The sequence below is a fragment of the Lysobacter sp. M15 genome (assembly GCF_022662515.1).
Lineage (GTDB): Bacteria > Pseudomonadota > Gammaproteobacteria > Xanthomonadales > Xanthomonadaceae > JAKPBU01.
Genome location: NZ_JAKPBV010000014.1, coordinates 22522 through 47159, shown reverse-complemented (window position 1 = coordinate 47159; position 24638 = coordinate 22522). Strand labels below are relative to the sequence as shown.

Below are 24638 nucleotides of genomic sequence, written 5' to 3'. Positions count from 1 at the left end.
ACCGACAAATCCGCGCCGACAACGCGGACGCCGCCGATTCGCTAGGATGGCGCGATCCGATTCGTAGGAGCGCTGGATGGCGGTCACCATTGGCATCGCGCGCGAGGACGCGCCAGGCGAGCGGCGCGTGGCCGCAACCCCGGAGACCTGCAAGAAGCTGGCCGCGGCCGGCGTGCAGGTCCTGATCGAGCGCGATGCTGGCGTGGCCGCTGGCTTCCCGGACCAGGCCTATACCGACGCGGGCGCGCAGCTGGTCGCAGACGCGCACGCCGCACTCTCCGACGCCGACCTGGTGCTGTGCGTGCAGCCGCCGTCGACCGAACGCATCGCGATGATGAAGCCGGGCGCCGCCCTGGTCGGCAGCCTGCAACCGCAAGCCGACGAAGCGCGTGCCGAAGCCCTGCGTTCGCGCCAGATCGTGGCGTTCCCGCTGGAACGCCTGCCGCGTACGACCCGCGCGCAGGCGATGGACATCCTCAGTTCGCAGGCGGGCATGGCTGGCTACAAGGCGGTGCTGATCGCGGCCCAGCTGACACCGCGGTTCTTTCCGATGCTCACCACCGCCGCCGGCACCATTCGCCCATCCAAAGTCCTGATCGTGGGCGCCGGCGTGGCCGGGCTGCAGGCGATCGCCACTGCCAGGCGTCTCGGCGCGCAGGTGGAAGGCTTCGATGTGCGCCCGGAAACGCGCGAGCAGATCGAATCGCTGGGCGGCAAGTTCCTGGACCTGGGCGTGAGCGCCTCGGGCGAAGGCGGCTACGCGCGCCCGCTCACCGACGAGGAACGCGCCGAACAGCAGCGCCGGCTGGCCGAACACCTGAAGAATGTCGATGTGATCGTCTGTACCGCCGCGGTACCCGGTCGTCCGGCGCCGAAGATCATCAGCGCGGCCATGGTCGCGGGGATGAAGCCGGGCAGCGTGATCGTGGACCTGGCGGCCGAAACCGGCGGCAACTGCGAACTGACCCAGCCCGGCCAGACCATCGAACACGAAGGCGTCACCATTGCCGGTCCACTGAACCTGGCCTCGCAGGGGGCGCTGCATGCCAGCGAGATGTATGCGCGCAACCTTTACAACTTCACCAGCCTGTTGCTGAAGGACGGCGCCATCGCCTACGACTGGGACGACGAGCTGCTGGCCAGGACAGTCTGGCCGGAACGTGATGCACCGGTTGCGGTGGCGGGCCAGGCGTAAAGCGTTCGGTCAGTGTGCTCGGCGCCCGGTCCGATCCGGCCTGGCGCCGGGAGCAATGAACCGTGGATGCCCTGCGCGGCCCGACTATCGGTCCGGCCGCCGCCAGCGTTCCGGCACGTGTTCCCGCATCCATGCCTTGCGCTGATCGGGCGTCATCGACTGCCATTGCTGCTTGAGCGTCTCGCGCTGCTCCGGCGTCATTTTGCGCATCGCGTGGTAGAGGGCGAAGGTTTCGTGGCGCTGTTGCCGGGGCATCGAGCGGGTGCGCTCGAACAGCACCTGCATCTCGGCGCGCTTGGCCGGGCCCATGCGTTCCCAGCGATCCATCCCACGGTGCGCGCGACCGCGCTGTTCGGGGGGCATGGCGTGCCAGCGCCGGGCGCGCTCGGCCATGCGCGCGCGTTCGTCCGGATGGCTGTTCCAGCGCTCGCGCAGCGGCGCGATCAGCTCGTCGCGCTGGGCGGGGGTGAGCTGTTCCCATGCGGGCAGCGATTCGGCCGTGGTTTGCTTGGCTGCCTGCGCGTGGGCACCGGAAGGAAGCAGGGCGGCTGCACACAGCAGCGCGGCGAATGCGGACTTCATCGTCGTTACTCCATCGCCAGCAGGTCGGCATCGTCCGATGCCAGCCATGCATAGAAATCGGGGTCCTGTTCCAGCACGGTGGCGCCATCGTCCACACTCGCCGCGGCAAGCGTGTTCGTCGCCGGGCTTGCGTCGTCGAACGGCTTCCAGAGCGAAATGCCCAGCGCCAGCGCGAACATTGCCGCGGCGACGCCGGCCAGTGCAGTGCCCATGCGCCAGCCGCCAGCACGGCCCATCCTGCTGGATTTCGCGCCCGTCGCCGGGCGCAGCTTCCAGTGCACCCGCGGCGACACATGGGCCAGGGCGTCCTGATGCAGTGCGCGCATGGCGGCATCGAAGCGGTCTTCAGGCGACAGGCCGTCCTTGCCGTCGCCGATGTTGGATGCAGTGTTCATTGCCAGTCTTCCAGTTTCTTCTGCAAGGTCGCGCGGGCGCGCGACAGATGGGTCTTCACCGAACCTTCGCTGCATCCCATGATGCGCGCGGTCGAGGCCACGTCCAGCTCCTCCAGCACCCGCAGGCTGAATGCCTCGCGCTGGCGCGCCGGCAGTTCGCGCAGCGCCGCGACCAGGGTGGTGTAGCCCTCGCGGTTCGCATGGGCTTGCGGCGGATCGGGCGAGGCGTCGGCCCAGTCGATCGCGCTGTCCTCGTCGCGATCGGACTGCGGCAGCAGCCAGCGCAGCCGGAACCCGCGCCGCCGCTGCAGGTCGATGATGCGGCTGCGCAGGATGCTCCAGAACAGCGGCGGCCATTCCTGGGGCGGGCGCTCGCGGTAGGCCAGCATCTTCAGCATCGCGTCCTGGACCGCGTCGAGCGCGTCGTCGCGCTGGCGCAGGCCGGCTTCGGCGAAGCGGAACGCGCGCCCCCCGATGCCGGCGAGGAAGGCATCCAGAGTGGCTAACGGCTCGCCGCCAGCGGCGCGCGCGTGATCCTGGCCCTCATCCATGCCCGTGAGCATAGAACGGACCGGTTCGTCCAGTCGTGCACCGCCGCCGTCCATCCATCCTGCTTCGCTTGAGCCGCAACGGGAGTGGGAACGCAGCCGGTGCGCGGTGGTTGACGCCGCTCGCGCCTGGTTCACGCCCGGTTATGATGCGGACGGTTCGAAGGAGTGGTGGGCATGGGCGACGGCTTCGTGGCGCTGTACATCTTCATGCTGGCGGCCATCGCCGGCCACGTGATCATTTCCCGGGTGCCGGTGATCCTGCACACCCCGCTGATGTCGGGCTCCAACTTCATCCATGGCATCGTGCTGATCGGCGCCATGCTGGTGCTGGGGCATGCCGACACCACGCTCGAGAAGGCGATCGGATTCGTGGCGGTGCTGCTGGGCGCGGGCAATGCCGCCGGTGGCTACGTGGTGACCGAGCGGATGCTGGAGATGTTCAAGTCGTCCAAGGCGCCAGCTTCCAAGCCGGCGGAGCCGAAGGCATGAGCTGGCTTCCGTTGCTGATCAAGGCGAGCTACCTGGTCGCCGCAACCCTGTTCCTGCTCGGCCTGCAGCGCATGGCTTCGCCACGGACCGCCCGCAGCGGCATCCAGTGGGCGGGGGCGGGCATGCTGATCGCGACCTTCGCCACCTTCTTCCTGCCAGGCCTGCACAACATCGGCCTGATCGTGGCAGCGACCGCGATCGGCACCGCGGTGGCCTGGGTCTGGGGCAAGAAGGTCGCGATCACCGACATGCCGCAGATGGTGGCGCTGTTCAACGGCATGGGCGGCGGATCCGCGGCGGCGATCGGCGCGGTGGAGCTGTTCAAGTATTCCGCCGTGGGTGGCGCACCCAGTCTGGTCACGCTGGCGCTGGCGGTGATCGGCGCGCTGATCGGTGCGGTGTCGCTCACCGGCTCGATCATCGCCTGGGCCAAGCTCGACGGGCGCATGGACAAGCGCTACACCTTCCCGGGCCAGCAGTGGTTCAACGCCATGGTGGCCATCGTGGCGGTGGTGCTGGGCGCACTGGCGATCCACAGCCTGGGCGTGCCGGTGATCATCGCGTTCTTCGCCGCGGCGCTGCTGCTGGGCGTGCTGATGACCCTGCCGATCGGCGGCGCCGACATGCCGGTGGTGATTTCGCTGTACAACGCCTTGACCGGCCTGGCGGTGGCGTTCGAGGGCTATGTGCTCGGCAACGAGGCGCTGATCATCGCCGGCATGATGGTCGGCGCCGCCGGCATCCTGCTGACCCGGCTGATGGCCAAGGCCATGAACCGCTCGATCAAATCGGTGCTGTTCTCCAACTTCGGTGGCGGCGGGCAGAGCGCGGCGGAGATCTCGGGGTCGCAAAAGCCGATCGAAGCGGCCGACGTCGCCGCGATGATGGCGTTCGCCGAGCGCGTGGTGATCGTGCCCGGCTACGGCATGGCCGTGGCCCAGGCCCAGCACAAGATCTGGGAGCTGACTCAGCGCCTGATCGAGCGCGGAGTGAAGGTGAAGTTCGCGATCCACCCCGTGGCCGGACGCATGCCCGGGCACATGAACGTGCTGCTAGCCGAGGCAGGTGTCCCGTACGATCTGATCGCGGACATGGACGACATCAATCCGGAGTTCCCCAATACCGACGTCTCTTTGGTCATCGGCGCGAACGATGTCGTCAATCCCGTCGCCAAAACCGATCCGGCGTCGCCGATCTACGGCATGCCGATCCTGGACGTGGTGAACTCCAAGAACACCATCGTCATCAAGCGCGGCAAGGGCACCGGCTTCGCCGGGATCGAGAACGCCCTGTTCTATGCCGACAACACCCGGATGCTGTACGGCGACGGTGCGGAGATGGCCAGCGCGCTGGTGAGCGAGCTCAAGGCGCTCGACAGCGGGCACTGAGCCATCGCCACGCGGGACTGCCTGCGACGATCATTAAGGTGTGGTGAGTGCTGCGTTGCGGGAAGTGCGGATCATTCCCGGTACTCGCTGAATACATCGCCATGTGCCCTGCGTGCTGCATGGCAGGCGGCACAGCCCGCCCGTGCCTTGGGCGTCAGGGTTGGCGTTTGCGGGGCGCTGGCCAAAAATTCCTCGTATCCCCAGCCGCGGGTTTCGGCGAAGCGGGCGCTGTCCTTGACCATGACATCCAGATGCCGGCGCTCGCCCTGGTCGATGCTGCCATCGGGCAGCGGAACCAGGGTATGCAGGTCATACACCAGGATCGCCCCGTCGGGAAAATTGCCGGTGCGGTAGCCGGTCATGGCCTTGGGGTTGGCATAGATGTGATGCAAGCCGCCATAACGCGCGAAGGCCGGATGCGCGGGATCATCGATCAGTCCGCTTTTCACATGCGTCCAGTCGCGATAGCCGCTCGGAAACGGAATGCGGCCCGCTTCGGCGAGAACCAGCGCGTTACCGGACACGGCCGCTATGCAGCAACCGATCGCGATCGTGACGAGGATTCCGCGCAAGTCAGGATTGCCTTCCGGATGCGCGTACCGCGACCAGCGCAGACAGCATGCCGAAGACCAGATGCGCCAGGATGCTGCTGACCACCCACGGCACGTTGTCGAACCTGGGCATGCCTGCCGCGGACAGGGGCAACACGATGAAGTTCATGATCAGGTAGAGCAGCAATCCGTATCCCGCGCCGAACAGGACCGGCCGCTTCAGCAGCGCAGGCAGGCGCTGCGCCGCGAGCCAGTACGCGGCGACGAAGGCGATCGCGATGACGTAATGCGAAAGCGCCCCGACCCACGCGCTGGTTGCGCCCATCGAGTGGCTGGCCTTGCCGTACCACCCGGCGGCGATCGACTGCAGGATGCCGATGAAGGTCGCGCCCCTGGTCACCCAGAAGCCCCACGCGAACAGCAGGTCGAGTGTGCCAATGACCAATCCCCCCAGTGCGATCCAGGCCCAGGCCGGTCTGCGGTTCATGCGCGGCATCCTCGCCCGTCCGGGCACGCATAGGAGAGAGAAGAGAAAGGCCTGCGACGCCTTCGGTGCGGGAGGGGGAGATCGCCGCAGCCGGGGAGCTGCTGGCGTCGGCAGGCAAAAGCGCTGATGGAGGCGCGCGCATCGTGCAGTGGACGCGCATGCGCGGTCGGCTGTGATCCGCCCATGTGCGGGGAGTTCCGATTCCGTTTCAGGCGCATGGGCGATCCGGGATTGACGTGGACAGCCTAGGACGCGAAATTGGCTGTGCATAGCTCCGGTTTGATCCGCTTCGAAGGTGCCAATCATGTTCCTCAGGCTGGACGACCAAGGGCCTCTGCATGGGCAGCTGACCCGGGCGCTGAAGGCTGCGATCCTGGAAGGACGCCTGCGCACCGGTGAGCGACTTCCGTCCAGCCGCAGCCTGGCGGCCGAACTGCGGTTGTCGCGCAATACCGTCCTGGCCAGCTACGAGGAGCTGGAGGCCGAGGGCTTCCTGCTAGGAAAGACGGGATCGGGCAGCTACGTCGCCGCGGTCGAACCGCGGATCCCGCCGGCCCCGCTCGAAGCAGCGCCCGCCCGCCTTTCGGCGTTCGCGTTGCGCAGCCTGGAGGCGCACAGGGGGCGCATGCCGGGGGGCGAGCATCGCGGCCTGCGCTACAACCTGCAGTACGGCCTGCCGCTGGTGAATCCGGCGCTGACCAGTGCCTGGCGGCGCGAACTGGCGCGCGCCGCCGCCTACGCACCGATGGACTATCCCAACGCGCAGGGGCTGCCGGCGCTGCGCGAGGCGGTCTGCGGCTATCTCATGCGCCGCCGCGGTCTGCAGGCCTCGCCGGACGACGTGCTGATCGTGTCCGGCACCCAGGAAGCCTTCGCCCTGAGCGCACAGGTCCTGCTCGATCCAGGCGAGCATGTCGCGATCGAGGATCCGCACTACCGGGCTGCCTCGCGCATCTTCCAGGCGCATGGCCTGCACGTCGACGGCGTTCCCGTGGACGAGGAAGGCCTGGTCTGCGACGCGCTGCCGCAGCAGCCGGTGGCGCGCATGGTCTGCGTGACGCCATCGCACCAGTTCCCGCTGGGAGTGGTGATGTCGCTGCCGCGGCGGCTCGCGCTGCTGCGTCATGCGCAGGTGCATGACGCCTGGATCCTGGAGGACGATTACGACGGCGAATTCCGCTATGGCGGCGCACCACTGGCCGCGCTGCGCTCGCTCGACGCGCACGACCGCACGCTCTATGTCGGCACGTTCTCCAAGACATTGTTTCCCTCGCTGCGCTTGGGCTACATGGTCCTGCCGCGGGCGCTGGTGCGCGCGTTCCGGACCGCGAAATGGCTGGCGGATGCCGGCTGTGCGGCGATCGAACAACTGGCGCTGGCGCACTTCATCGACAGCGGTGGTTTCGAGCGCCACCTGCGCCGGGCCGCGAAAACCCTGCGCGCGCGGCGCACGGCCCTGGTGCAGGGCCTGCGCGAACATGGCGGCGAACACGTGGAAGTGCTCGACTCGCATGCCGGCATGCATCTGGTTGCGTGGTTGCGCGGCTTCGACGCCACGGCCTGCGAGGCGCTGGTCGAGCGCGCGCGCGCCGTCGGCCTGGGCCTGTATCCGATCGCGCCGTACTACCTGCGCGCGCCCGAGCGGCAGGCATTGCTGCTGGGCTACGGCGGACTTGGTGTGGGCGAGATCCGCGAAGCCACCCGATTGCTTGGCAGCTGTCTGGCAACGCGCTGAAGCGCGCGGTTCAGCGGCCCGTCCAGACGGCCACCGCCAGCGCCAATCCATACCAGGCGAGCTCAGTGCCCTGATTGGCCAGCGAGAACAGGGTCCAGGCATGCGACCAGCCCAGGCGCGGAATCGCATCCCAGGGCAGCAGGCCGACCATTTGCCCGATCTGCGCACCGGCGATCCACCAATTGGCCAGCCCGATCGCCAGGGCCGTGCCGGCCCCCGCCAGGAGCGCGCGCGTCGCACCGCGCGGCATGCGCCCCAGCCGCAGCAGCCAGGCGGCGTCCACGGCGGCGATCAACGCCATCCAGCCGCATTGCCGGTCCAGCGACAGCGCCAGCAGCGCCCAGGCGGCCGCCGCGCCGCCACTGCCGAGCAACAGTAGGCCTAGCGCGAAGGTGCGCGACAGGGAGTTGGACGGAGCTGGCATCGTGGTGGCGGACATCGCAGGCCGCACAGGATACCGGTGCGTTCGCCAACGCGTCGCGCCCCGGTCTTTGCCCCGTCGCGGCGGGCGGGGTGCGCAGCCTACAATGCGCGGCCTTGCGCGCCGCGCCGACGGCTCCATCTTTCCTGCATGTACTCCCGCACCAGCGAACCCGTCCGCTTCGACCGCGACTGCAGCGCCGTGATGGTGCCGCAGGGGGAAGTCGTGACCCTGCCCGCCGGCAGCATCGGTTACATCACCCAGGCTCTGGGCGGCAGCTATACGGTCTTCGTCGAAGGCAATCTGTTCCGCATCGCAGGTCGCGATGCGGACGCCATCGGCAAGGAGCCGCCGGCGGCAATCGAGTTGCCACAAGGTGCCAGTGACGAGGACGTGGAAACCCTGGTGTGGAAGCAGCTGCGCACCTGCTTCGATCCGGAAATCCCGATCAATGTGGTCGATCTCGGGCTGGTGTACGAAGCCGACGTCACCCCGCATCCGGAGCATTCCGGCCAGCGTCGGGTGGACGTGCGCATGACCCTGACCGCGCCGGGCTGCGGCATGGGAGACATCCTGGTCGACGATGTCCGCAGCAAGCTGGAAATGATCCCGACCGTGGCCGAAGCGGATGTCGAGCTGGTGTTCGATCCGCCCTGGAACCGCTCGATGATGTCCGAGGCCGCGCGCCTGGAAACAGGAATGCTGTAACCGAGGAAGCGACACTCGGTTTCACTTGAAAACGGTTTCGGTTCCGTTTTGTGACGTGGCTCACCAATCAGCCCGCTGTTTTGCGGCCCGGCAGCTTGCGTTCAGCTTCCATTGTCCCTTAGCGTCAGGTTGTGGACGTAGAGCGTCACCTGCGTCCGCGCTTCCCTGACCCGGACCAGGGCGGACGCCATCGGCGACTCCGACCTGTGGACGGGTTGTTGCCGCGACTCGCGGCTTACTCAATGTTCGGGGGTTATCAAGGATGTCCAAGGAACAGTCCCGCGGTCTTCGCGTGCACGCGCTCGCCGCAGCAACCGCAATCGTCATCGCCACGTCGTTCGCCTCGGCCCATGGGGGAGAGCGCATCAATCTGGGCGGCCTGGCCAACGCCACGCAGTTCGACCGGTTCATCGTCAAGTATCGCGAAGGCACCGCCGAGCGCGCCAATCCGGGCGCGGCGGCCGCGAGCCTCAAGAGCGCGGGCCGTGCCGTCGCGGCGACACAAGGCAGGGCGCTGGGCGTGGGCTATCTGCGGCGCATGGCCGTGGGCGCGGATGTGGTCAGGGCCGACCGCAAGCTCGACCGGGTCGAGGCCGAAGCGCTGATGCGCCAGATCGCCGCCAACCCCAATGTCGAATACGTCGAGATCGACAAGCTCAACAAGCCGGTGTTCACCCCCAACGACACCCGCTTCGGTGAGCAGTTCGGCTTCGGCACCGGTGCCGGCGGCACCTACGCCACCCAGGCCTGGGACGTGACCAGCGGGGCAGGTTCGGTCGTTGCGGTGCTCGATACCGGCATCACCAACCACAGCGACCTCAACGCGAACATCCTGCCCGGCTACGACTTCATCATCGATACCGCGGTGGCCGCCGATGGCAATGGACGCGATTCGGATCCAAGCGACCCGGGCGATGCCTACGGCGGTTATCCGTCCAGCTGGCACGGCACCCACGTGGCAGGCACGGTCGCGGCCGTGACCAACAACAGCAAGGGCGTGGCCGGCATGGCCTTCAGCGCCAAGGTCGTGCCGGTGCGCGTGCTGGGCAAGGGCGGCGGCTACGACTCCGACATCGCCGATGCCGTCATCTGGGCCTCGGGCGGCAGCGTCAGCGGGGTTCCCGCCAATGCCAATCCCGCCGAGGCGATCAACCTCAGCCTGGGCGGCCAGGGCACCTGCGGCAGCGCCATGCAGTCGGCGATCAACGGTGCGGTCGGCCGCGGCACCACCCTGGCCATCGCCGCGGGCAACAGCAATGCCAACACCAGCGGTTTCTCACCGGCCAACTGCAACAACGTGATCGCGGTCGGTTCGGTGACCAGCACCGGCGCGCGCTCGAGCTTCTCCAACTACGGCGCAATCGTCGACGTCGCCGCGCCGGGTTCGAGCATCCTGTCGACGCTCAACAGCGGGACCGCGGGACCTGGCGCCGAGAGCTACGCCTCTTACAGCGGCACCTCGATGGCGACGCCGCACGTGGCCGGTGTGATCGCGCTCATCCAGTCGGTCTCGGCGACCCCGAAGACGCCGGCCGAGGTCGAGACGATCATCAAGAACACCGCGCGTGCGTTCCCGTCGACGCCGTCGCAGCCGATCGGCACCGGCATCCTCCAGGCCAAGGCCGCGGTCGACGCGGCGGGCGGTGGCGGCGGCAACGTCGCACCGGTGGCGAACTTCACCTCATCGGTCAGCGGCCTGACCGTGTCGTTCACCGACACCTCCAGCGACAGCGACGGCTCGATCGCCTCGCGCAGCTGGAACTTCGGCGATGGCACCAGCTCGACCGCCACCAACCCGAGCAAGACCTACGCCGCGGCGGGCACCTATACCGTCACCCTGACTGTGACCGACGATGACGGCGCCACCAACACCAAGTCCTCGCAGGTCACGGTCGGCAGCGGCGGCGGCAGCGTGCTGCAGAACGGCGTGCCGGTGACCGGCATCTCCGGTGCGACTGGAAGCCAGCAGTTCTGGACAATCAACGTGCCGGCCGGGTCCAGCAACCTGGTGATCAAGACCAGCGGCGGCACGGGCGATGCGGACCTGTACGTGCGGTTCGGATCGGCACCGACCACCACCGCGTACAACTGCCGCCCGTACCTGTCGGGGAATGCCGAAACCTGCACTTTCTCGGCGCCGCAGACGGGCACCTATCACGTCATGGTCCGCGGTTACTCGGCGTTCTCTGGCGTGACCCTGGTGGGCAGCTATTCGGCTGGCGGCGGTGGCGGGTCCCAGACCTACACCAACGGGACCGATTTCACGATCGCCGACAACAGCACGGTGGAAAGCCCGATCGCGGTATCCGGTCGCAGCGGCAACGGGTCGAGCACCACGCCCGTGGCCGTCAACATCGTGCATACCTACATCGGCGACCTGAAGGTCGACCTGGTGGCTCCGGATGGTTCGGTCTATGTGCTGCACAACCGCACCGGCACCAGCACCGACAACATCAACACGACCTACACGGTGAACCTGTCGGGCGAGGCATTGAACGGCACCTGGAAGTTGCGGGTGAACGACAATGCCAACCAGGACACCGGCAGGATCGACAGCTGGAGCATCACCTTCTGAGCCACTGCAAGGCGTGTGCGTCACCGACCCCGGCCAAGTGCCGGGGTCTTTGTTTGCGGGAGACGGTACACGCCGGGCACCGTCGCGACCCGGTGCCGCGATGGTGCTAGCGTGTGCGTCCGGCCGGCCTGTGGGGGTATGCCATGCGATGGAAGGACGCAATGTTCGCCACGCTCGCCCTGTTTGCGGCGGCATGCACCCCGGCCTCGCAGGATTCGGCGGATGTGCTCAGCACAGCCCTCCCGGAGGACGCCGATCTGACCGTCGGGGCGCCGGCCCCGGCCGCGAAATCGACCGGTCTCGTGCCTGGGCTCGCTGCGCATGAAACCACCGGCAAGGTGTATCTGGTCAGTTCGCGCGCGACTGCCAATGGACTTCGCGGCCAGGTCCGGGCCTTGGCTGCACGCCGCGACGCGACTGGCGCCGAGCTGGTCGTCTCCGAGGCCGATGCGCGCCAGCTGCATGCGGTGACCGAATTCGTACATCGTCAGGAGCGGCGGTGCGGTGGTTACTTTGCTTTCGACACGCGCGCCAAGGCGGAAGCGTTCATGCGCACCGAGCGCTCCGCGCAGGCGATCGCTGCGACCATGGCAACGTACACGCTCGACAACCAGCGCACGGTGGAGCGCTGGCTGCCCCAGGTCCAGGAAGCGCGGATCAAGGACACTATCCGCAGCCTGTCGGGCTTCCAGAACCGGTACTACGCCAGCGTCACCGGCCGTTCGTCGGCGCTCTGGATCCACGACCATTGGCGCGCCATCGCTGCCGGGCGTGGCGACGTGAGCATCGAGCTATTCACGGCGTGCGCGAGCTGCTCCACGCAGCCCTCGGTCATCCTCACAATCCAGGGCACCAGCCTGCGCGACGAAGTGGTGGTGCTGGGCGCGCACCTGGACTCGATCAATGCCAGCGCGGGCGGCAGTCTTTCCCAGCTCGCGCCGGGTGCCGACGACGATGCATCCGGCATCGCGGTCCTGACCGAGACCCTGCGCGTCGCCCTGGCGAGCGGATGGCGGCCACGGCGCACCGTCAAGTTCATGGGCTACGCCGCAGAGGAAGTGGGCCTGCGCGGCTCCAATGCCATCGCCCAGGCCTACCGCGCGAGCGGCGCGAACGTGGTCGCTGTGCTGCAGGTGGACATGACCAACTACAAGTCCGGGCCGGTGCGGGACATGCGGCTGATGACGGATTATTCCAACACCGCGCTGAAGAGCTTCTTCCTCCAGCTGTTCGACGCCTATCTGGCCCCGCGTGGGTATACGCACGGCACGATCACGTGCGGGTATGCCTGTTCGGATCATGCCTCGTGGACCAATGCCGGCTATCCGGCGGCGATGATGTTCGAGGCCGGGGATCTCAACGGCTGGTATCCGTACATCCACACCACGTCCGACACGCTCGCCAGCATGGGCGACTCGGCGCAGCACAGCGTCAAGTTCGCGCAGTTCTCATTGGCATTCCTGGGCGAGACGGCCAAGTCCAGGGTGACGCGGACGGGCGGGCCGCAGCCGCCGCAGCGCGTGCGTTGAGCGGACGCGGCGAGTCAGCCGGCCGCTTCGAACCGGTTCGCGGTTACGTTCTTGCGCACCTTGAGCGGGTCCCAGATGCGTCCGTTCATGGCGATGTACACGCCCGCCGGAAGCGATTGCACGGCGCCCACCGCGGTGCCGATGTTGAACTCCGCATCCGAACCGCGGAAACCCGCCGGATTGAGCGCGCCGGTGATGACGATGGTCTTGCCGGACACGCCTGCCAGCACCTTTGCGGTTTCGACCATGGTGTCGGTGCCGTGCGTGACCAGCACATGGCGGGCCGGTTGCGCGGCGATGGCGTCGCGCAGCAGCTCGCGATCGGCCTGGGTGATGTGCAACGAGTCCTTGCGGATGATCGGGATCACGCTGAAGCGGAAGGCGACGCCGAGTTCCTCCAGGATGCGGCCGATCTGCGGCTCGCCCACCTGGTAGTCCGACTTGTCGTCGAAATACACCTTGTCGATGGTGCCGCCAGTAGTGACGACGAGGAGTTCTTCCATCTCGATCCGGCCCGTTGCGGGAAGTCGCGATTATAGGACGGCGCTGCGGACAGTCCGTGCCTCAGCGGCCGGCACGCTTGCCGAAGCGCGCGCGCAGGGCGGCGAAATTGGCCGCGCCGATCGCCAGCAGCGATAGCGCGATCTCGGCCCAGGCGAAGCCGCGTTCTTCCGGCCGGCTCCAGCCCACCATCACGCCGTGCGAGAACCACGCCAGCGCCAGCACTCCGGCCCAGAACGCGGCCGCGCGCGGGCTGATCGCACCGAGCCCCACCAGCAGGAGCGCAGGCCCGGCAAAGACCGCGAAAGCGATCCAGTCGCCTGACCGGGCGAACCATGCCGCATACAGCGCCGCAAGGGCGAGCAGCGTGCATTGCAGCAGGACACGCGTTTTCATGCCGACAGTTTGAGCGCGATCGTCGCCAGCCGGCGGCCGAGCGCGCGCGCCAGCTGCGCTTCGTCGGCGCTCGGCTCCGGATCGTCCTGCATGCCGGAGACATGGCTGGCGCCGTAAGGCGTGCCGCCACTCCTTGTCGAGCTCAACAGCGGCTCGGTATAAGGAATGCCGACCAGCACGCAGCCGTGGTGCAGCAGCGGCACCATCATCGACAGCAGTGTGGATTCCTGACCACCGTGCAGGGTGGCGGTGGAGGTGAACACCGCCGCAGCCTTGCCCACCAGGGTGCCGCTGGCCCATTCGCTGCCCAGCCCGTCGATGAAGTGTTTCAGCGGTGCGGCCATGTTGCCGAAACGGGTCGGGCTGCCGATCGCCAGCGCCGCGCATTCGACCAGGTCGCTGGCCTGCACGTAGGGCGCGCCCGTCTCCGGCACCGGTGGCGCGGCCGGCTGCGTCACCGCGGTGACCGGCGGCACCGTGCGCAGCCGGGCGACGGCGCCTTCGACCTCGCCCACGCCACGCGCCATCTGGCGTGCAAGCGCGGCCACGGAGCCGCCGCGGCTGTAATACAGGATCAGGATGTCGGGCATATGTTCCTCCGTCCACTCAAGCTTAGCGTGTCGGGTTGGACGAGGAGCGCGCGCCGCGCGCGCATGTGTGCACGCGATACGGAACCGGCCTTGCTATACCCTTGACCCATGGAGCCGCTGGAATCCTGGAACCGCTGGAGCGACCGCATGCGCGACCGCGCGCGCGCCAGCACCTTTTTCCGTTTCCTGTGGCGGCGCTTCCTGGACGATCGTCTGTTCGAGGCGGCCGGTGCCTTGTCGTTCACCACCCTGTTCGCACTGGTGCCCTTGTCGATGGTGGTGTTCGGCGCGCTCTCGGCGTTCCCGGTGTTCGACAAGTGGAGCGGCCAGCTGAGCGAATACGTCTTCTCCAACTTCGTGCCGAACTCGGCCAGCGCCGTGCAAGGCTACCTGCGCGACCTCTCCAGCAATACGGGCAAACTCACGGCGGCGGGCGCGATCGCCCTCGTCGTATCGGTGCTGATCACGCTCACCAGCGTCGAGACCACGTTCAATCGCATCTGGCGGGTGCCCACGGCGCGGCCCAAATTCGGACGTTTCCTGGTCTATTGGACCGTGCTGACCCTGGGTGCGCTGGTCGCGGCCAGCAGTCTGGCGCTGTCGACCCAGTTCTTCGCCCTGGCGATCTTCGAGACCGCGCCCGGCCGGCTGCTCGAAGGGCTGATGCTGCGCCTGGCGCCAATGGCGATCGAGCTGCTGTGCTTCGCATTGATCTTCAAGGTGGTGCCGCACCGCACGGTGAAGTGGCGGCATGCGATCGCCGGCGGCGTGCTGTCGGTGGTGCTGTTCGAGCTGGTGAAGCAGGGTATGGGCTTCTATTTCGGACGCTTCGGCAACTACCAGGCCATCTACGGGCCGCTCGCGGTCGTGCCGATCATGATGCTGTGGATCTACATGGGCTGGGTGTCGGTATTGCTGGGCGCTTCGTTCGCATCCTCGATGTCCGCGTTCCGCTACCAGCCGGCCGCGATGCGCCTGCCATTGGGTTACGAAATGTACGGACTGCTGCGCATGCTCGGCCGTTTCGCGCAGGCGCGGCAGCAGGGCAGGGGACTGCACAGCGACGAGATCCAGCTGCACGAACCCATGCTCACCGACGCGCTGGTCCAGCAAATCCTCGGGCAGCTCGACGAGATCAACCTGGTCAGCCGCGCCGAAACCGGCGAATGGCTGCTGGCACGCGATCTGCACGATGTCACCCTGGCCGAGCTGTACGAAGCCTGCCGGCTGCGCATCCCCATCAGCGAAGCCCACCTGCCGTGTCGCGACGATTCGCTCGGCATCGCAGCGGCCGATGCGCTCGACCACCTGCGTGTTCCGCTGCGCGACCTGCTCAAGCGGCGCGTGTCCACTTTGTTCGAATCCAATCCGCGGGAACACACATGAAGCGCATCGCCATCCTCGCCTGCCTGGGCCTGCTCCTTGCCGCCTGCAAACCCGCCGCGGACCCGGCATCGCAGACGCCCGCAACGGCTGCGGAGCCGGGCTCGCCTGAAGCTTCGCAACCGAAATCCGGACAGGGTCCGACCGTGCCCGGGTCGAAAGTGCCAGCGCTGAGCATCGCCACGCTGGACGGCTCGACCTTCGACCTGGCCAGCCGCCGCGGCAAATGGGTAGTGGTGAACTTCTGGGCGACGTGGTGCTCGCCTTGCCTGAAGGAAATGCCCGAGCTGTCGGCGCTCGATGCCATGCGCGAACACATCGAGGTGATCGGCCTTGCCTACGAGGACATCGAGCCGGCCGATCTGCGGGAATTCCTCAAGCAGCATCCGGTGGTCTATCCGATCGCGATCGTCGACGTCTACGAACCTCCCAGGGATTTCGCCACGCCGCGCGGCCTGCCCATGACCTATCTGATCGGGCCCGACGGCACCATCGCCAAACAGTTCCTCGGCCCGGTCACGGCCAAGGATGTGGAAGCGGCCATCGCCGCGGCGGGCGGGCCGAAAACGGCCGCATGAACGCTGCGCGGTTCCTGGTCGGCGGCAGGGTGCAGGGCGTGTTTTTCCGCGCCAGCACGCGCGAGCAGGCGCTGCGCCTTGGCTTGCGCGGTCATGCCAGGAATCTCGACGACGGCGATGTCGAAGTGATCGCCGCCGGCGACGCCCAGGCGCTCGACCGGCTTGAAGCCTGGCTCCGGACCGGGCCGCCGAACGCGCGCGTGACCCGGGTCGAGCGCGCCGCGTTCGACGGCGATGTCCGGGACGGATTCGAGGTGCGTTGAGCGGAGGGCGAGCGGGCCCGCTTGAAGCCCTACCCTTTGAAGACCGGGATCGGTTCGATCACGCCGTAGCGTTCCCTCGCCGGTTTTCCGGCGAGCGGGGTGAACTCCAGATCAGGTTCGGACACCCTGGTATCCGGCAGCCGGTCGAGCAGGTCGCGGATCAGGGTCAGGCGTCCGCGTTTCTGGTCGTCGAAGTTCACCAGCGTCCACGGCGCGTGCGCGGTATGGGTGGCCTTAAGCATGGCTTCGCGCGCCCGGGTGTAGTCGCGGTACTTCTTGCGCGCTTCCAGGTCGACCGGCGAAAGCTTCCAGCGCTTGAGCGGGTCTTCGAGACGCTCGGCGAACCGCTCCTCCTGGCGCGCCTGATCGCAGCACAGCCAGTACTTGAACAGCAGCACGCCGTCGTCCACCAGCATCTTCTCGAACAGGGGCGCGTCCTGCAGGAACGCCTTGACCTGCGCGGGGGTGGCGAAGCCCATGACCTGCTCCACGCCGGCGCGGTTGTACCAGCTGCGGTCGAACAGGGCGATCTCGCCTGCCGCGGGCAGGTGCGCGGCATAGCGCTGGAAGTACCATTGCGATGCTTCCCTCTCGCTTGGTTTGGCCAGGGCGACGACCTTGCATTGGCGCGGATTGAGGTGCCGGCGGATCGCATCGATCGTGCCGCCCTTGCCGGCGGTGTCGCGGCCTTCGAACAGCACCACCAGGCGCCTTCCGCTGCGCTGCAGCCAGCGCGCCATAGCCACCAGTTCCTCCTGCATCGGCTCGAGCAGGGCCTCGTAATCCTTGCGCTTGAGTGCTTTCATCGGCGTGGCGCGGATCTCAATGGGTCATCGGGCGTCGGGGAGAGGCGTGCCGCCTTCGCAGCGATTCCCGCGAAGGTTCAGGACCTGGCCTTCGCCATGCTGCGCGCCACTTCCAGCAGCGCCCCTTGCTGTTTTGTATGCAACGCGCGGTAGGCGGCAAGCAATTCGTGCTCGCCCTTGGTCCGCGCCGGGTCCAGGGTGCTTGCCAGTTCCGAAAGCAGTGCTCCGGCGGGCACGCCGAACGTGCGCGCCAGCGCATCGAGTTGGTCCCTGCCGGGCAGCTTTTCGCCGCGCATCCACGCGCTCACCGTGGCCACGCCGGCACGCGGGATCGCGGTGGCGATATCGGTCACCGAAAGGCCGCGGGCCTTCGCCAGCAATCGCAGGGTCTGGTCGATGGGCATCAGGATTCCCTCAGTCGCGGCTTGAGCGTGGCCAGGTTGCAGGGCGTCGTGCGCGCATCGAGCTGCGCGCGGATGATCTGCTCCCACGCTGTGCGGCACGCCGAGGTCGAGCCGGGTAGCGCGAATACGAAGGTGGCGTTGGCCAGCCCGGCGAAGGCACGCGACTGCAGGGACGAGGTACCGATCTCGTCGAAGGAGATGGCGCGGAACAGCTCGCCGAAGCCCGGCATCTGTTTGTCCAGCAGCGGCAGCAGGGCTTCTGGCGTGGAATCGCGGCCGGTGAAACCAGTGCCACCGGTCACCAGGACGCCATCGATCGCCTCGTCGGCGATCCATCCGGCCACGACCGCCCGCAGGCGGTACTTGTCGTCGGGCAGCAGGGCGCGCTGTGCAAGACGATGTCCGTCGGCCTGCAGAGCCTCCACCAGATAGTCGCCGGAGCTATCGGTGGACGCATCGCGTGTGTCGGAGACCGTCAGCACGCACAGGGACAGCGGAATGAAATCGCGGGAGGCGCTCATGGGTGCAGTGTAGGGTGGGTTTTGACCAGCCGCACGCCCATCGAGCCTGCCGCAGCATCAGCCGCCGAATGTGTGCGAATACCACTGGGTCGCATCCTCGCTCCAGCCCGCCTTGCGGTAGAGGGCGCGCGCGGGTGCATTGTCGCGGGTGGTTTCCAGGGAGATCCCGCCGGCACCCTGTTCGCGCGCGAATTCCGCCGCGGCGTCGAGCAGCGCGCGCGCGGCACCGCTGCGGCGCGCGGACTCGGCAACGAACAGGTCGTTGAGGATCCAGGTGCGCGCGGTGCGTACCGAGGAATACATCGGATACAGCTGGGTGAACGCGACGACCGCACCTTCGCGCTCCGCGACCAGCACCACCGACTCGTCGCGCTGCATCCGTTCGCGCAACCAGTCGCGCGCGCGGGCCGGATCGCTGGCCTGGCCGTAGAACCCGCGGTAGGCATCGAACAGGGGCACGATCGCTTCGAGATCGGCGAGGGTGGCGCGTCGTGTGGTGATGGCAGGCATGGTGCAAGCCTAGAACGGAAGCACGCGAGACGGAAGCCGCGATGGACACCCGGCCTCGCTCGAATGCAGGAGCGACGCCAGTCGCGGGCTCTTTTCGCAGCGTCCTTCAAGCTTCGGGGGTGGAAAGCTCGCGGCTTACGCCGCTCCTACAGGCATTCAACCGCCTTCGGTCAGGCGGGCCAGTTCGTCGGCCTGGTGTTCGCGTGCCAGGCGTTCGACCAGTGCGTCCAGATCGCCCTCCAGCACGTTGGGCAGGTCGTACAGGGTCAGGCCTTCGACGCGATGATCGGTGATCCGGCCCTGCGGATAGTTGTAGGTGCGGATCCGCTGGCTGCGGTCACCGCTGCCGACCTGCAGCTTGCGCACTGCGGCCTGCGCGGCGGCGCGCCGTTCGGTTTCGGCTTCCACCAGCATCGCCTTGAGCCGCTTCATGGCCTTGTCGCGGTTGGCGTGCTGGCTGCGCTCGGTCTGCGATTCGACGACAACCCCGCTGGGCAGGTGGGTGATCCGGATCGCCGAGTCAGTCTTGTTGACGTGCTGGCCACCCGCGCCGGAGGAACGGAAAGTGTCGACTCTCAGGTCGGCCGGGTTGATCTGGATGTCGATCTCGCCGGTTTCCTCGGGGATGATCGCCACGGTCGCGGCCGAGGTGTGGATGCGGCCCTGCGATTCGGTCTCGGGCACGCGCTGCACGCGGTGGGTGCCGGATTCGAACTTGAGCCGCGAATACGCGCCGCGACCCTCGATGCGCGCGACCGCTTCCTTGTAGCCGCCGTGCTCGCCCGGATTGGCCGATTCCACCTCGACCTTCCAGCCCTGGCGTTCGGCATAGCGCGTATACATGCGCAACAGATCGCCGGCGAAGATCGCGGCTTCGTCGCCGCCGGTGCCGGCGCGCACCTCCAGATACAGGCCGCCCTCGTCGCGCGCGTCCCGGGGGACGAGCTGCGCCATGAGTTCGCCTTCCAGTTCGGCCAGGCGCGCGATGGCGGCGGTGATTTCCTCTTCCGCCAGTTCCGTCAGTTCCGGATCGTCGCGCATGGCCTCGGCTGCGGCCAGGTCCTGCTTGGCCTGCATTTCGGCGGCGAGCGCGCGGGCGACCGGCTCGAGCTGGGAAAATTCGCGCGAAAGCGCGCGGAAGCGGTCGTTGTCCGCGATCGTGGCGGGATCGGCGAGCAGCCGTTCCAGCTCGTCGCGGCGCTCGGCCAGGGCTTCGAGTTTGCGGCGCAGGGTGGGGAGCATGGGAATCCGGAAATGGGGAAAAGCGTGAATCGCGGTGAGCAGCGTGCGAGGTCGCTAACGCTCGCGATCGGCAGCTCCCTCGATTCCCGGTTCCGCATTCCCGATATCCATCGCTGGAAACATCCGCTCGGCAGCGCGCGCGAGTTCGGCATCGCCGGTCAATGCGGCTTCGCGCAGCGCCACCGTCGGCGCATGCAACAGACGGTTGGTCAATGTATGGGCCAGAAATTCCAGCGCCTGTTCCGGCGAGACACCTGCAGCGAGCTGCTGGCGCGCCTTGGCGAGCGATTCGGCGCGCGCCACCTCGCCGTGGCTGCGCAGTTGCTTGAGTGGTGCGGTGCGGGCACGCGCGGCTGCCTGGCCGGCATAGCGTGCCACCTGCAGTTCGATGATCGCTTCGGCTTCCTCGGCGGCTTCGCGCCGGGTGCGGCGGTTGTCCTCGACCGCGCGCTGCAGATCGTCGACGGTGTACAGATAGGCGTCGCGTAGCTCGGTGACATCCGCGGCGATGTCGCGCGGCACCGCCAGGTCGATCAGCAGCATCGGCCGGTGCTTGCGCGTGTGCAGGGCCGCTTCCACATGGGCGCGTGCGATCACCGGATCGCGGCTGGCGGTTGCGCTGATCACCACGTCGGCTTCGGCCAGGTGGCGATCCAGCTCGTCGAGCGGCAGCGCGTAGCCACCGTGCCGGCTGGCCAGTTCCTGCGCGTGCGCGAGCGTCCGGTTGGTGACCAGCAGGCGCGCCACCTTGGCCTGTACCAGGTGCCGCGCGGCGAGCTCGATGGTTTCGCCGGCGCCGATCAGCAGCACGGTGGCTTCGCTGGGTCGGGCGAAGGATTCCTGCAGCAGGCGTACGGCCGTGGACGCCACCGAGACCGGGCTGGCGCCGATGCGGGTTTCGGTGCGGGTGCGTTTGGCCGTGGTGAAGGCGTGTTGGAACAGCCGGTCCAGCCGGCTGCCCAAGGTGCCGGCAGCACGTGCCGCGATCCAGGCCTGTTTCACCTGTCCCAGGATCTGCGGTTCGCCCAGCACCAGTGAATCCAGGCCGCTCGCTACCCGGAACAGGTGCCGGGCCGCGTCGCCGTCGGCGTGCCGGTACAGGTAGGCGTGCAGGCCGGCGGCGTCGCCGGGGTGGGTGGCCAGCCATTCGCCCAGGACTTCGCCCCCGTCTCCAGCCACCGCGTAGAGTTCGGTGCGATTGCAGGTGGACAGCAGCGCGACCTCCTGCACCTGCGGCAAGGCTTTGAGTGCGATCAGTGCCTGCGGCAGCGCTTCCTGGGCGAAGGCCACCCGCTCGCGCACGGCGACCGGCGCGGTTTCGTGGTTGATCCCGAGGACGAGGAGCTGGCTCACGCTGGCGTCTGGCTGGCGATGCGGGGTGCTGCTTTGTGTTTAGGAGGCTTGAGCTAAGCTGCGATGCGAACGCCGCCATTTTACGGCCCATACGCCCTCCATGCCCGCCAACCTTCTGCGCCCCCTGCAATGCCTGATGCTCTGCGCCGTGCTGAGCGCGTCGCATGCGCAGGCCGCCAGTGCGCGCAAGCCACCTCCTGACGACACGCTTGCCGCCACCATGGCTGGCGAATACGCACTCCAGGCCGGGCGCCTGGACGAAGCCAGCGACTGGTACCTCAAGGCCGCGCGTGAATCCGCGGACGATGCCGGGCTGGCCGAACGCGCCACCCGTATCGCCCTGCTCGCCAACCAGGACAAGCGTGCGGCCGAGGCGCTGGGACTGTGGCGCAAGCGCGCACCCGATTCCCTGGCCATGCGCGGCGCCGACGCGACCTTGTCGCTGCGCCGCAAGGACGCCCGCACTGCGCGGCGCCAGCTACAGGCGCTGCTGGCGGACCAGGATCGCAGCGCCTGGCGCTATGCCTTGAACGCGCTGGGCAACAGCGGCAAGGATCCAAAGCTCTCGGCCAAGATCCTGGGCGAACTGGTGGAGGCCGATGCCCTCCCGCAGCAGTTGCAGGCCTGGCTTGCCTTCGGCGGGCTCGCCCTGCAGCTGCAGCAGGCGACACTGGCCGAACGCATCGTGGCCGAAGTGGTCGAGCGCTTCCCCGGCGAACCGCGCGTGGCCCTGTTGCGTGCCAGTCAGCTGCGCGAGGCGGGCAAGCCCGCCGAGGCGCGCAAGGCGCTGGCCGACGCAGCCGATGCGGCCCTGATGCTTCCGGAGCTGCGCACCGCGATCGCCGCCGAATACGACGCGCTCGGCGACACGGTGGCCGCCGCCGATGCGCTTTCGCGCGGGCCCCAGACCGATCAGAGCTACGGCCTGCGCGCCTCGCTGCTGGCCAAGGCCAAGGACGACGCAGCGCTCGGGCGTCTTTACGACGAACTGAAAGCCACCTCCGCCGAACCCGACCCCAACCGCCGGCTGCTGCTCGGCCAGATCGCCGAATTCCTCAAGCGCTACGACGAAGCCCTGGCCTGGTACCGGACCGTGCCAGGCGGCGAGGCGCGCTGGCAGGCGCGGCTGCGCGCCACTGGCGTGCTGCACGAACTGGGGCGGGCAAAGGAAGCCTTCGCCGAATTGCGCGAAATCCAGGCCGATGCCGCGGCGGACGAGGGCACCCGTCGTGACGCCTACCTGCTCGAAGCCGAGCTGCATGCCAAGGACGATCCGCGCTCGCCGGACGAGCTCGATGCGTTCGCCCGCGGCCTGGCGGCGTTTCCGGACGAAGGCGGCCTGCTGTACTCGCGCGCGCTGAGCTGGGAGCGTCGCGACGACATCGCGCGGGCCGAAGCGGACCTGCGCAAGATCCTGGTGGCCGAGCCGGAGAATATCGCTGCGCTCAATGCGCTCGGCTATACCCTGGCCGACCGCACTACGCGCTACAAGGAGGCGCTGGAGCTGATCGATCGCGCGCGCGTGGCCGAACCCGACAACGCCGCGATCATCGACAGCTACGGCTGGGTACTGTATCGCCTGGGGCGCAACCGTGAGGCGCTGGTCGAACTGCGGCGGGCGTTCTCGCTGCAGAAGGACCCGGAAATCGCCGCGCACATCGGCGAGGTGCTGTGGTTCGAGGGCCAGAAGGACGAGGCCCGGCAATTCTTCGAGGAAGCGCGCAAGCTCGATCCGGACAACGAAAACCGGTCGCTCAAGCGTGCGTTGGAGAAAACCGGCGCATGAGCCTGCGGTTTCTCGCCACCGTCGCGTGTGCGGCCCTGCTCGCCGCCTGCGCCACCCCGGCACCGCGAACGATGCTGCCCGCCATCGCTGGCGATCCACAGCAGCACCAGCAGCAGCGCGAGGCTGCCCTGGCAGGCCTGCCATCCTGGTCGCTGGCCGGCAGGATCGCTCTGGCGAACGGGCGCGATGGCGGCAGCGGCCGGATCGAGTGGATCCAGGACGGGCCGGTCTACCAAGTGGCATTGAGCGCGCCGGTCACCCGCCAGAGCTGGCGGCTCAGCGGCACGCCGGACCGCGCGCGGCTGGAGGGTCTGGAAGGCGGCCCACGCGAAGGCAGCGATGCCGCCGCCTTGCTGCGCGATGCGACGCGCTGGGAGATCCCGGTCGAAGCGCTGGCCAGCTGGGTACGGGGCGGACGCGCCGATGAAGGCAGGTTCGGTGTAGTTGAGCAGCAGTTCGGCGCAGATGGCCGCCTTTCTCAACTGATCCAAGGCGGCTGGCAGATCGATTACAGCGACTGGCGGCCGGTCACGGGTACTGCCATCGAACTCCCGCATCGGCTGCATGCGGTACGCGCGCAAGCCAAGGTCCGGCTGATCGTGGACCAATGGCAATGAGCGCTGCCGCGTATCGCCTACGGCCGTGAGCGCTCCGGTGTCGGAGGCCCGGCGTCAGGCAGGCTGGACCTCCTGGCCAGCCCCCGCCAAGCTGAACCTGTTCCTGCGGATCGTGGGCCGGCGTGTCGATGGCTATCACGAGCTGCAGACGGTGTTCCGGATGCTGGACTGGGGCGACACGATCCGTCTCCGCGTTCGAAGCGACGGTCGCATCGTCCGGCATGGGGATGCGCCAGCAGGCGTTGCCGAAGCCGCTGATCTGGCTGTTCGAGCCGCCAAAAGCCTGCAAAACGCAGCTAACTGCACACTAGGTGCAGATATCTGGATTGAAAAGCGCATCCCGGCAGGCGCCGGTTTCGGCGGTGGGTCTTCGGATGCGGCCAGCGTCCTGGTCGGCCTCAACGCCTTGTGGAGTTCTCCCGTCGATCGGGAACAGCTTTGCGGCCTGGGCCTGACCCTGGGGGCGGACGTCCCGGTCTTCGTGCAGGGCTGCAACGCCTGGGCCGAAGGGGTCGGCGAGCGGCTGGTTCCGCTCGATCTGCCCCCGGCCTGGTACCTGTTGGTGGCCCCGGGCGTGCATGCCTCCACTGCGGACCTGTTCCAGACACCTGAATTGACGCGCGATTCCCCGCCCGCGACAATATCCGACTTCGTTTCGGATGCATTCGGACAAGGTGCCGTCCTCGGCAACGCGTTCGAACCTGTGCTGCGCCGTCGGGAACCGGCCGTCGAGGCCGTGTTCTCCGCGCTGTCCAGGGTCGGCGGGTCGGTTAGCCGGCCGCGCCTGACCGGCACCGGAAGCGGCGTCTTCGTCGAATTCGCTAGCCGCGAGTTGGCCGAAGTCGCGCTGGCATCGCTGCCGCCCGGGCTCAACGCCTGGCTGGCGCGTGGTGCGGAGCGGTCGCCGCTGCTGGATGCGCTCGAAACGCGGGTTCCTGCAGGGGCGTCGCCAAGTGGTTAAGGCACCGGGTTTTGATCCCGGCATGCGTAGGTTCGAATCCTTCCGCCCCTGCCACAGACGCGATTCGTGATTCGGTATTGGTGATTCCTGAAGCGGCAGCATCCGCGTTTGCGAATCACCG

28 protein-coding genes and 1 tRNA gene are annotated in these 24638 nt (G+C 67.9%); 14 read left to right on the top strand and 15 right to left on the bottom strand.

All coding sequences use genetic code 11. The features are described 5' to 3' along the window. Positions 1-76 precede the first annotated feature (76 nt). Positions 77-1195, top strand: coding sequence for a Re/Si-specific NAD(P)(+) transhydrogenase subunit alpha (locus MC380_RS14360; protein WP_242165556.1), 1119 nt, complete (start codon positions 77-79; stop codon positions 1193-1195). Between the two features lie 84 nt (positions 1196-1279). Here MC380_RS14360 and MC380_RS14355 read toward each other — a convergent pair whose 3' ends face one another. Genes MC380_RS14355 through MC380_RS14345 form a run of 3 tightly spaced genes read right to left on the bottom strand, consistent with a single transcriptional unit; the run spans position 1280 to position 2723 of the window. Then, positions 1280-1777, bottom strand: a complete 498-nt coding sequence (locus tag MC380_RS14355; RefSeq protein ID WP_242104707.1) for a DUF3106 domain-containing protein — start codon at positions 1775-1777, stop codon at positions 1280-1282. Between the two features lie 5 nt (positions 1778-1782). Beyond that, a complete protein-coding gene (locus tag MC380_RS14350) occupies positions 1783-2172 on the bottom strand; it encodes a hypothetical protein (RefSeq protein WP_242165554.1) in 390 nt (129 codons plus the stop codon). After that, entirely contained in the window at positions 2169-2723 is a 555-nt protein-coding gene (locus MC380_RS14345; RefSeq protein ID WP_242104709.1) for an RNA polymerase sigma factor, read from the bottom strand. The genes MC380_RS14350 and MC380_RS14345 overlap by 4 nt, the downstream gene beginning before the upstream one ends. A gap of 174 nt (positions 2724-2897) precedes the next feature. On the opposite strand from MC380_RS14345, the gene MC380_RS14340 reads away from it, so the two are divergent. After that, entirely contained in the window at positions 2898-3212 is a 315-nt protein-coding gene (locus MC380_RS14340) for an NAD(P) transhydrogenase subunit alpha (protein WP_242104710.1), read from the top strand. After that, on the top strand, positions 3209-4600 hold the full coding sequence (locus MC380_RS14335; RefSeq protein WP_242165552.1) for an NAD(P)(+) transhydrogenase (Re/Si-specific) subunit beta: 1392 nt from the start codon (positions 3209-3211) through the stop codon (positions 4598-4600). Before MC380_RS14340 ends, MC380_RS14335 begins: the two co-directional genes overlap by 4 nt. Positions 4601-4671: 71 nt before the next feature. On the opposite strand, the gene MC380_RS14330 is transcribed toward MC380_RS14335, so the two are convergent. After that, positions 4672-5172 carry a cytochrome P460 family protein gene (locus MC380_RS14330; protein ID WP_242104712.1) on the bottom strand — a complete coding sequence of 167 codons (501 nt, stop codon included), beginning with the start codon at positions 5170-5172 and terminating at the stop codon, positions 4672-4674. Between the two features lies 1 nt (position 5173). Beyond that, positions 5174-5638, bottom strand: coding sequence for a DUF1440 domain-containing protein (locus MC380_RS14325; protein ID WP_242104713.1), 465 nt, complete (start codon positions 5636-5638; stop codon positions 5174-5176). Positions 5639-5942: 304 nt separating this feature from the next. Here MC380_RS14325 and MC380_RS14320 point away from each other — a divergent pair, with 304 nt between their 5' ends. Next, entirely contained in the window at positions 5943-7373 is a 1431-nt protein-coding gene (locus tag MC380_RS14320; RefSeq protein ID WP_242104714.1) for a PLP-dependent aminotransferase family protein, read from the top strand. Positions 7374-7383: 10 nt separating this feature from the next. Here MC380_RS14320 and MC380_RS14315 read toward each other — a convergent pair whose 3' ends face one another. Further along, the gene (locus tag MC380_RS14315; protein WP_242104715.1) at positions 7384-7812 is read right to left on the bottom strand and encodes a hypothetical protein; all 429 of its coding nucleotides are present in this window, start codon (positions 7810-7812) and stop codon (positions 7384-7386) included. 132 nt (positions 7813-7944) lie between these two features. Between MC380_RS14315 and sufT the strand changes: the two genes are divergently transcribed. The 3 genes from sufT to MC380_RS14300 all read left to right on the top strand — a co-directional run bounded on the left by sufT (position 7945) and on the right by MC380_RS14300 (position 12606). After that, positions 7945-8502, top strand: a complete 558-nt coding sequence (sufT, locus tag MC380_RS14310; protein WP_242104716.1) for a putative Fe-S cluster assembly protein SufT — start codon at positions 7945-7947, stop codon at positions 8500-8502. Positions 8503-8764: 262 nt separating this feature from the next. Further along, the gene (locus tag MC380_RS14305) at positions 8765-11077 is read left to right on the top strand and encodes a S8 family serine peptidase (protein WP_242165550.1); all 2313 of its coding nucleotides are present in this window, start codon (positions 8765-8767) and stop codon (positions 11075-11077) included. A gap of 161 nt (positions 11078-11238) precedes the next feature. After that, a complete protein-coding gene (locus tag MC380_RS14300; protein ID WP_242165548.1) occupies positions 11239-12606 on the top strand; it encodes a M20/M25/M40 family metallo-hydrolase in 1368 nt (455 codons plus the stop codon). A gap of 14 nt (positions 12607-12620) precedes the next feature. On the opposite strand, the gene MC380_RS14295 is transcribed toward MC380_RS14300, so the two are convergent. The 3 genes from MC380_RS14295 to wrbA form a co-directional block, all read right to left on the bottom strand. Further along, positions 12621-13109, bottom strand: coding sequence for an asparaginase domain-containing protein (locus tag MC380_RS14295; protein ID WP_242104719.1), 489 nt, complete (start codon positions 13107-13109; stop codon positions 12621-12623). 61 nt (positions 13110-13170) lie between these two features. After that, positions 13171-13503 (bottom strand): DUF2069 domain-containing protein, encoded by a 333-nt coding sequence (locus MC380_RS14290; protein ID WP_242165546.1) that lies wholly within the window; start codon positions 13501-13503, stop codon positions 13171-13173. Next, the gene (wrbA, locus tag MC380_RS14285; RefSeq protein WP_242165545.1) at positions 13500-14093 is read right to left on the bottom strand and encodes an NAD(P)H:quinone oxidoreductase; all 594 of its coding nucleotides are present in this window, start codon (positions 14091-14093) and stop codon (positions 13500-13502) included. Before wrbA ends, MC380_RS14290 begins: the two co-directional genes overlap by 4 nt. A gap of 108 nt (positions 14094-14201) precedes the next feature. Here wrbA and MC380_RS14280 point away from each other — a divergent pair, with 108 nt between their 5' ends. The 3 genes from MC380_RS14280 to MC380_RS14270 are packed head-to-tail and all read left to right on the top strand — an operon-like array spanning position 14202 to position 16317. Then, positions 14202-15479 carry a YihY family inner membrane protein gene (locus tag MC380_RS14280; protein WP_242104722.1) on the top strand — a complete coding sequence of 426 codons (1278 nt, stop codon included), beginning with the start codon at positions 14202-14204 and terminating at the stop codon, positions 15477-15479. Continuing rightward, entirely contained in the window at positions 15476-16054 is a 579-nt protein-coding gene (locus MC380_RS14275) for a TlpA disulfide reductase family protein (protein ID WP_343223586.1), read from the top strand. The genes MC380_RS14280 and MC380_RS14275 overlap by 4 nt, the downstream gene beginning before the upstream one ends. Further along, the gene (locus MC380_RS14270) at positions 16051-16317 is read left to right on the top strand and encodes an acylphosphatase (protein WP_242165543.1); all 267 of its coding nucleotides are present in this window, start codon (positions 16051-16053) and stop codon (positions 16315-16317) included. The genes MC380_RS14275 and MC380_RS14270 overlap by 4 nt, the downstream gene beginning before the upstream one ends. A gap of 29 nt (positions 16318-16346) precedes the next feature. On the opposite strand, the gene ppk2 is transcribed toward MC380_RS14270, so the two are convergent. The 6 genes from ppk2 to hemA all read right to left on the bottom strand — a co-directional run bounded on the left by ppk2 (position 16347) and on the right by hemA (position 21153). Next, complete coding sequence (gene ppk2 / locus MC380_RS14265) at positions 16347-17123, bottom strand: polyphosphate kinase 2 (RefSeq protein WP_242165541.1); 777 nt, start codon at positions 17121-17123, stop codon at positions 16347-16349. A 77-nt stretch (positions 17124-17200) separates the two neighbouring features. Then, on the bottom strand, positions 17201-17527 hold the full coding sequence (locus MC380_RS14260) for a helix-turn-helix domain-containing protein (RefSeq protein ID WP_242104725.1): 327 nt from the start codon (positions 17525-17527) through the stop codon (positions 17201-17203). Next, on the bottom strand, positions 17527-18048 hold the full coding sequence (moaB, locus tag MC380_RS14255; RefSeq protein ID WP_242104726.1) for a molybdenum cofactor biosynthesis protein B: 522 nt from the start codon (positions 18046-18048) through the stop codon (positions 17527-17529). The genes MC380_RS14260 and moaB overlap by 1 nt, the downstream gene beginning before the upstream one ends. A gap of 57 nt (positions 18049-18105) precedes the next feature. Then, positions 18106-18558 carry a GNAT family N-acetyltransferase gene (locus MC380_RS14250; protein WP_242165539.1) on the bottom strand — a complete coding sequence of 151 codons (453 nt, stop codon included), beginning with the start codon at positions 18556-18558 and terminating at the stop codon, positions 18106-18108. Between the two features lie 156 nt (positions 18559-18714). Continuing rightward, on the bottom strand, positions 18715-19800 hold the full coding sequence (gene prfA, locus MC380_RS14245) for a peptide chain release factor 1 (protein ID WP_242104728.1): 1086 nt from the start codon (positions 19798-19800) through the stop codon (positions 18715-18717). A 54-nt stretch (positions 19801-19854) separates the two neighbouring features. Continuing rightward, on the bottom strand, positions 19855-21153 hold the full coding sequence (hemA, locus tag MC380_RS14240; protein ID WP_242165538.1) for a glutamyl-tRNA reductase: 1299 nt from the start codon (positions 21151-21153) through the stop codon (positions 19855-19857). A gap of 100 nt (positions 21154-21253) precedes the next feature. Between hemA and MC380_RS14235 the strand changes: the two genes are divergently transcribed. The 4 genes from MC380_RS14235 (at position 21254) to MC380_RS14220 (ending at position 24571) form a co-directional block, all read left to right on the top strand. After that, the gene (locus tag MC380_RS14235; RefSeq protein ID WP_242104730.1) at positions 21254-22939 is read left to right on the top strand and encodes a tetratricopeptide repeat protein; all 1686 of its coding nucleotides are present in this window, start codon (positions 21254-21256) and stop codon (positions 22937-22939) included. Beyond that, on the top strand, positions 22936-23556 hold the full coding sequence (gene lolB / locus MC380_RS14230; protein WP_242165536.1) for a lipoprotein insertase outer membrane protein LolB: 621 nt from the start codon (positions 22936-22938) through the stop codon (positions 23554-23556). Before MC380_RS14235 ends, lolB begins: the two co-directional genes overlap by 4 nt. A 25-nt stretch (positions 23557-23581) precedes the next feature. After that, positions 23582-24517 carry a 4-(cytidine 5'-diphospho)-2-C-methyl-D-erythritol kinase gene (gene ispE, locus MC380_RS14225; RefSeq protein WP_242165534.1) on the top strand — a complete coding sequence of 312 codons (936 nt, stop codon included), beginning with the start codon at positions 23582-23584 and terminating at the stop codon, positions 24515-24517. Further along, a tRNA-Gln gene (locus MC380_RS14220) sits at positions 24496-24571 on the top strand. The genes ispE and MC380_RS14220 overlap by 22 nt, the downstream gene beginning before the upstream one ends. The last annotated feature ends 67 nt before the right edge of the window (positions 24572-24638 follow it).

What these genes read in the sequence shown, in the direction of transcription:
- prfA (WP_242104728.1), bottom strand. Translation starts at nt 19,800, where the DNA reads ATGCTCCCCACCCTGCGCCGCAAACTCGAAGCCCTGGCCGAGCGCCGC.
- MC380_RS14340 (WP_242104710.1), top strand. Translation starts at nt 2,898, where the DNA reads ATGGGCGACGGCTTCGTGGCGCTGTACATCTTCATGCTGGCGGCCATC.
- MC380_RS14305 (WP_242165550.1), top strand. Translation starts at nt 8,765, where the DNA reads ATGTCCAAGGAACAGTCCCGCGGTCTTCGCGTGCACGCGCTCGCCGCA.
- MC380_RS14290 (WP_242165546.1), bottom strand. Translation starts at nt 13,503, where the DNA reads ATGAAAACGCGTGTCCTGCTGCAATGCACGCTGCTCGCCCTTGCGGCG.
- sufT (WP_242104716.1), top strand. Translation starts at nt 7,945, where the DNA reads ATGTACTCCCGCACCAGCGAACCCGTCCGCTTCGACCGCGACTGCAGC.
- MC380_RS14295 (WP_242104719.1), bottom strand. Translation starts at nt 13,109, where the DNA reads ATGGAAGAACTCCTCGTCGTCACTACTGGCGGCACCATCGACAAGGTG.
- MC380_RS14355 (WP_242104707.1), bottom strand. Translation starts at nt 1,777, where the DNA reads ATGAAGTCCGCATTCGCCGCGCTGCTGTGTGCAGCCGCCCTGCTTCCT.
- MC380_RS14250 (WP_242165539.1), bottom strand. Translation starts at nt 18,558, where the DNA reads ATGCCTGCCATCACCACACGACGCGCCACCCTCGCCGATCTCGAAGCG.
- moaB (WP_242104726.1), bottom strand. Translation starts at nt 18,048, where the DNA reads ATGAGCGCCTCCCGCGATTTCATTCCGCTGTCCCTGTGCGTGCTGACG.
- lolB (WP_242165536.1), top strand. Translation starts at nt 22,936, where the DNA reads ATGAGCCTGCGGTTTCTCGCCACCGTCGCGTGTGCGGCCCTGCTCGCC.
- MC380_RS14335 (WP_242165552.1), top strand. Translation starts at nt 3,209, where the DNA reads ATGAGCTGGCTTCCGTTGCTGATCAAGGCGAGCTACCTGGTCGCCGCA.
- MC380_RS14320 (WP_242104714.1), top strand. Translation starts at nt 5,943, where the DNA reads ATGTTCCTCAGGCTGGACGACCAAGGGCCTCTGCATGGGCAGCTGACC.
- MC380_RS14270 (WP_242165543.1), top strand. Translation starts at nt 16,051, where the DNA reads ATGAACGCTGCGCGGTTCCTGGTCGGCGGCAGGGTGCAGGGCGTGTTT.
- MC380_RS14315 (WP_242104715.1), bottom strand. Translation starts at nt 7,812, where the DNA reads ATGTCCGCCACCACGATGCCAGCTCCGTCCAACTCCCTGTCGCGCACC.
- MC380_RS14300 (WP_242165548.1), top strand. Translation starts at nt 11,239, where the DNA reads ATGTTCGCCACGCTCGCCCTGTTTGCGGCGGCATGCACCCCGGCCTCG.
- MC380_RS14275 (WP_343223586.1), top strand. Translation starts at nt 15,476, where the DNA reads ATGAAGCGCATCGCCATCCTCGCCTGCCTGGGCCTGCTCCTTGCCGCC.
- MC380_RS14260 (WP_242104725.1), bottom strand. Translation starts at nt 17,527, where the DNA reads ATGCCCATCGACCAGACCCTGCGATTGCTGGCGAAGGCCCGCGGCCTT.
- MC380_RS14345 (WP_242104709.1), bottom strand. Translation starts at nt 2,723, where the DNA reads ATGGATGAGGGCCAGGATCACGCGCGCGCCGCTGGCGGCGAGCCGTTA.
- MC380_RS14280 (WP_242104722.1), top strand. Translation starts at nt 14,202, where the DNA reads ATGGAGCCGCTGGAATCCTGGAACCGCTGGAGCGACCGCATGCGCGAC.
- MC380_RS14350 (WP_242165554.1), bottom strand. Translation starts at nt 2,172, where the DNA reads ATGAACACTGCATCCAACATCGGCGACGGCAAGGACGGCCTGTCGCCT.
- MC380_RS14325 (WP_242104713.1), bottom strand. Translation starts at nt 5,638, where the DNA reads ATGAACCGCAGACCGGCCTGGGCCTGGATCGCACTGGGGGGATTGGTC.
- ppk2 (WP_242165541.1), bottom strand. Translation starts at nt 17,123, where the DNA reads ATGAAAGCACTCAAGCGCAAGGATTACGAGGCCCTGCTCGAGCCGATG.
- wrbA (WP_242165545.1), bottom strand. Translation starts at nt 14,093, where the DNA reads ATGCCCGACATCCTGATCCTGTATTACAGCCGCGGCGGCTCCGTGGCC.
- MC380_RS14360 (WP_242165556.1), top strand. Translation starts at nt 77, where the DNA reads ATGGCGGTCACCATTGGCATCGCGCGCGAGGACGCGCCAGGCGAGCGG.
- MC380_RS14235 (WP_242104730.1), top strand. Translation starts at nt 21,254, where the DNA reads ATGCCCGCCAACCTTCTGCGCCCCCTGCAATGCCTGATGCTCTGCGCC.